5 protein-coding genes and 1 pseudogene are annotated in these 4,891 nt (G+C 72.5%); all 6 read right to left on the bottom strand.

Going from position 1 to position 4,891, the window contains the following annotated elements; all coding sequences use genetic code 11:
* Positions 1-1,904, bottom strand: a 1,904-nt coding sequence (locus PO768_RS27840; RefSeq protein ID WP_272648652.1) for a hypothetical protein, incomplete at its 3' end; no start/stop codon positions are given.
* A gap of 9 nt (positions 1,905-1,913) precedes the next feature.
* Complete coding sequence (locus PO768_RS27835) at positions 1,914-2,927, bottom strand: hypothetical protein (protein WP_272648651.1); 1,014 nt, start codon at positions 2,925-2,927, stop codon at positions 1,914-1,916.
* A 6-nt stretch (positions 2,928-2,933) separates the two neighbouring features.
* Entirely contained in the window at positions 2,934-3,095 is a 162-nt protein-coding gene (locus PO768_RS27830) for a hypothetical protein (protein ID WP_171018285.1), read from the bottom strand.
* 10 nt (positions 3,096-3,105) lie between these two features.
* Positions 3,106-3,450, bottom strand: coding sequence for a hypothetical protein (locus PO768_RS27825; protein WP_137943386.1), 345 nt, complete (start codon positions 3,448-3,450; stop codon positions 3,106-3,108).
* Positions 3,451-3,474: 24 nt separating this feature from the next.
* On the bottom strand, positions 3,475-3,918 hold the full coding sequence (locus PO768_RS27820; protein WP_272648650.1) for a hypothetical protein: 444 nt from the start codon (positions 3,916-3,918) through the stop codon (positions 3,475-3,477).
* A gap of 506 nt (positions 3,919-4,424) precedes the next feature.
* Positions 4,425-4,604 (bottom strand): annotated as a pseudogene (locus PO768_RS29380) (phage tail protein); the annotation flags it as partial.
* Positions 4,605-4,891 lie beyond the last annotated feature (287 nt).

The raw sequence follows: 4,891 nt of genomic DNA, 5'->3' as shown, positions 1-4,891 counted from the left end.
GCCGCGAAATCGGCCTGCTTGAGCGGCGGCAGTGCGCGCGCGGCGCGGTCCAGCGCCGGAGCGACGCCGCTGTCGGCCACCGCCTGCACCAGGGCCGGGCTGCGCAGGCTGTCGCGCGTCTCGGGATCGGCCGCCTGGGCCAGCGCATCAAAGCCCTCGCCCAGGCGCGGATCGCCGAACTGGCGGGCGATCTCCAGCACATCATCGTGGCGCAGCGCCTCCTCGTTCTTGGCGCGCAGCTCGGCGCGTGCCGACACCGCCGTGAAAGCGCTGCGGCGCAGCAGGTCCGAGGTCAGCAGCTGCTTGTTGGCGACGCCCTCGGAGACCGCCAGCCGCGGCGCCGCCAGCAGATTGCCGAGCTCGGCACGGGCCAGCAGCGGCATCTTGCTATTGATGCTGGCAAAGCGCTCCAGCACCCTGTCGGCACGCAGGCGCAGGTCGAGCTCGACGTCGATGCTGGCGGCATCGCCGGCCAGGCGCAAGGTCGCGCTGGACAGCTCGCTGCTGTAGGGCAGCTGGCGGCGGCGCAGGTACCAGAACATCGGCCGGCCATCGCTGGCGGCGAGCTCGCTGCGGCTGGCCTCGATGGCGCGCTGCCAGGCCTTGGCCGCGTCGACCGGGGCGGGCGCCAGCAGGCCCGGCGGCAAGCCATCGCCCCGGCCGATCTGCAGCAGGGCTTCCAGCGGCGAGCGCTTGGCGATCAGGCCGGCCGAGGCCGATTTGACCGGCCGGCTCAGGCTTTGCAGGCTGCGCTTGTGCTGCTCCAGCTGCTGGCGCGTCACCGGAGCGACGATCAGCACCGAAAGGTGGTCGAGGTCCTCGTCGGCCGCGCGCAGATCGATGGGCGGCAGGGCCAGCGTCTCCTGCACCAGGGCCGCCAGCTCGTCGGCCGGGATGAAGGCAAACTCGCAATCGATCAGCGGCGGGAAGTAGGACTGCAGCAAGGTCAGCTGGCCCAGCTGGGTCTCGAAGCGCAGGCAGGCGGCCGGCAGCGGGCCGACCGGCGGCAGCACCTCGAACTGCCGGGCCGCCGCGAAGCCGGCCTGGATCTCGGGCGTGGTGATGTCGTCGAGCTGGTCCTGGTGCTGCTTGAGCCAGGCCTCCAGCAGCGCGCGCGGGCGCGGTGCCAAGCCGGCCGCCAAGGTCGACTCGGCACCGACCTCGCGCCTGACCATGAAGACATCCAGCCAGCGCAGCGCCCCGCCCTCCAGGCACAGCATCGCCAGCGGCAAGGCGTCCTGCAACGCGCCGGGGCGCTGGCCTTCGAAGAAGATCTCGCGCGCCACCCGCGCGCGCCTGGCCGCCGCATTCTCGACGCCGGCACGGTCCGGATAGGGAATCAGCGTGACGGCGGTGGCCTCGACGATGTCGCCGTCGCGCACCAGGCGCTGGCCGTCCAGGCTGGTCGGGTAGGCGGTGGTCGGGTTGGCGCTGAACTCGATGGGCCGCAGCGCCAGCACGAACAGGCCGCTGCGATTGCTCGCGCCGGCGCCGGGCAGCTGCTTGATGCCCAGCTGCGCATCGAGCTCGGCCTTGCCGGCCAGCGCACTGATCGCCAGCTCCTGCCGGGCACCGACCGTGACGATGTCGCCACCCGGCGTCAGGCCGATGCCGGGCTCCAGCAGCAGGGTCGGCTGCTGGGACGCGGCCTGCCGGCCCTGGCCCACCATCAGGCCGCGGACCACACCGGCCCCCATGGCCTGGGCCAGGTCGGACTGGCGGGCGCGGATGTAGTTCTGATCGGCCGTCAGGTCATCGGCGCTGAGGAAGCGGCCATCGAAATAGAAGGGCCGGCGCCGGGCGCTGTCGACCAGAATGGCGCCGGCATCGAGCTGGGCTCGCAGCCGCGCCTGGTCCTGGGCATCACGCACGGTCAGCATGGTCAGTTCGGCTGGGCTGTTCATCAGGGGCTCCTAGAGCTCGGCCGCGAGGCGGCCGCGCCATGAATAGGGATTGAAGACCAGGGGGCGCAGGCTGTTGTCGGCCAGCTCGCGCCAGGCCGGCTCGGCCCAGCGCTGCTCGGGTGGCGGCTCGGGCGCGGCGGCGATCGCGGCGATCGCGTCGGTGTCGGGCTGCGGAAAGGCGCCCGCCTCGGCCTGGCGCACCGGCACCGTCACCCGCGCCAGCAGCAGCTGGTCCCAGTCGGCCTCGCCGGCCTGCTCACGCAGCCGCGGCAGGCGCTGCGGATCGAGCACCGAAGGCTGCGGCCAGGCGTCCAGCGCGCTCGCGACGCACCAGGCACGCCGCCGGGCCTCCAGCTCGGCCGGGTCCGCAATGCCGTTCAGATCGGCCAGCATCGCCTCCAGCTTGACCGAGCGCGGCTCGGGCCGGGCCAGCTCGCCACCGATCACATGGGCCAGGCGCAGGTTCAGCTCGAAGGCATCGGCCAGCCGGGCCGGCACCACATAGTCGCTGGCATTGAAGGGGCCGGCGGCGAAGGCCGGGGTCTTGCCATGCGGACAGATCGCGAAACGCAGCCACACATCGAAGACCAGCACCGGCCCGGCCGCCCCGGCGCGCACCGCAGCGATCACGGCGGCCCGCTCCAGCGCGGCCTCGGCCGTCTCCGCGATGGCCTCGTGCTCGGCCAGCCAGCGCGCGATATGGATGCACTGCTTGCGCCGGATCTCGATCAGCCGGCCCAGCCGGTCCAGCGCCAGGCCGGGCGCCACCTGCAGTTCCAGCTCGGGGTTGTCCTGCGCGCTGCAGCCCACGCGCAGGCCGGCCAGCGTGCCGTGGCCGTAGAGCGCGGCCAGCGCCCGGCCGCTGCGGCCGCGCAGATAGAGCTGCTCGGCCGCGAAGTCTTCGGCGCCCAGCAGCACGCCGTTCGCGTAGTGCACGCGCTCGGGCACGCCGCGCGGCGCCAGCGCCTCGGCCACCAGATCGTCCACCTGCTCCTTGAGCAGGCCAGGGTCAGCGATTGCCATGGTTGTCTACCCTCTTTGCACGCGCAGCAGCAGCGTGGCCGGCGCGCTCTTGCCGCTGGGCCCTTCGATGACCAGGCGCACGATATAAGCCCCGACCGGCAAGCGGGGATCGAGCAGCACCTCGGGCTCGCGGGTGCTCAGCGGGGCATCGAGCTTGAGCGTTTCCATCGCCAGGCCCTCAACCGCGAACCAGGGTCCAGTTCCAGACCTTGACCGCGCCGCCGACATCGCTGGAGCGGTCGCCGCTGAGACGGAAGGCCTGGCCGAACGGCACCTTGACCTCGGGGTCGGGCACGCGGCCGCCGGTGGCGTCCAGCATGTCGATGACGGCGGTCGGCCGGGCGCTGTCGACGATGATGATGGTGATATTAGCCGGCGCCGAGGCGTTGCCGCTGTCGTCGGTGACCACCAGCTGGAACACATGCTTGCCCGGCTTCAGCGGTGTGTTGGCCGAGGCGGCAACATCGAGCAGGGGCTCGTCGGACTTGATGCTGGTGTCGGTGCCGGGAACGAACTTGGCCATGGTGGACTCCTTCGGGTGGTGGATTCACAGAGGTGGGCGATGCAGCCAGTCATAGCTGGCGATGGAATGGCCGTCGGCCGCGCTCGAGGCACTGCCGTCCAGGTGCAAGGCGGTGATGGGGTCGCTGCTGAAATCGGCCGGATGGATGCGGGCGACCGGCGGCTCGGCCGATGCGGCCGGCGGCAAGAGAGAGTCGAAGGCGCCGGCATGGGCGTCCAGCGAGGCCTCGCCGCGCAGCCGGTCCACGCCGCCCAGCGCCGAGCTCTCGGCGCCCGGGCCGGCGCGCACCGGTCTTGAGGGCGGCGCGCTGCGCAGATAGCTGTCGGCCCCGACCAGGGCCGCGACGCCCACCATGAAGGGATGGGTAGCCGGCACGACGCGCAACTGCACATGGGCCGGCGCGCCCTGCTCGGCCAGGCGCCGCACCAGGCCCAGCTCATCGGCAGCCAGTTCCTCGTGCACCAGCACGGTGACCCGGTAGGCCAGCGCGTCGNCGCGACGCCCACCATGAAGGGATGGGTAGCCGGCACGACGCGCAACTGCACATGGGCCGGCGCGCCCTGCTCGGCCAGGCGCCGCACCAGGCCCAGCTCATCGGCAGCCAGTTCCTCGTGCACCAGCACGGTGACCCGGTAGGCCAGCGCGTCGAACAGCGCGCGCCGGGCGGCGGCGCTCTCGGCCTGCTCGGCGGCGGTCTCGCGGCCCAGATCGCGGAACAGGGCCAGAAAGGTCTTGGTGAAGCCTTCATCGGCCAGCACGCGGGCGTCGCCGAGAAAGAGCGTGTCGCCGAGCACCGAGTTGCCCGATTGCGTCAGGCCGCTGGTCAAGGGGTCGAGGCGGTCTTCCAGCCGCGCGCCCAGTATCGTGGCCAGGCTGCGGCGCAGCCGGAAGTCCTCGACGACGACGATACGCCCGCGCGTGAGCGCGCCATCGGTGGCGATGTCCAGCGCGCGCTGCAGGCCGGCCAGCGTGCCGTGCTGGCGTGCCAGCGCCGGCGCATTGGCCAGCATCCAGCGGGCGCGCTCGGTCGGCAGGCCAGGCTCCAGGCTCAGGCCCAGCCAGCCGGCCAGCCAGGGCAAGGCCTCGGGCGGGCAGGCCATCGCATCGGTCAGCAGTGCGCTGGCGGCGATGCGGGCCTCGATATCGCTGAACATGCCCTCGAACAGCAGCAGAAAGCGCTCCAGGAAATCCGCCGGGCTGGCGCGGCCGCGCTGCTCGGCATCGCTGCCGAACAGCTGCTCGTGATAGAGCGCCGGCAGATAGCGGTCGCGGTAGGACAGACGGCCGGCATAGGCGCGCAGCGCCGCCAGCTCCGGCGTGGCCCGGCCATCGCCGAACAGCTCGACCGCCACCCACAGCCGCGCGCCCTGCAAGGCCCGCACCGCGGTGCCGGCGCGCTGGATCAGCACCGTGAACAGCCCCGTGCGGCCGGGCTCGGCCG

The organism is Paucibacter sp. XJ19-41 (assembly GCF_028462495.1).
In the GTDB taxonomy this organism is placed as follows: Bacteria; Pseudomonadota; Gammaproteobacteria; order Burkholderiales; family Burkholderiaceae_C; genus Roseateles_E.
This window is presented reverse-complemented; position numbering and strand designations above follow the sequence as displayed.

Excerpts from the sequence above, each read along its gene's own strand:
- PO768_RS27835 (WP_272648651.1), bottom strand. The coding sequence starts at position 2,927 with ATGGCAATCGCTGACCCTGGCCTGCTCAAGGAGCAGGTGGACGATCTG.
- PO768_RS27830 (WP_171018285.1), bottom strand. The coding sequence starts at position 3,095 with ATGGAAACGCTCAAGCTCGATGCCCCGCTGAGCACCCGCGAGCCCGAG.
- PO768_RS27825 (WP_137943386.1), bottom strand. The coding sequence starts at position 3,450 with ATGGCCAAGTTCGTTCCCGGCACCGACACCAGCATCAAGTCCGACGAG.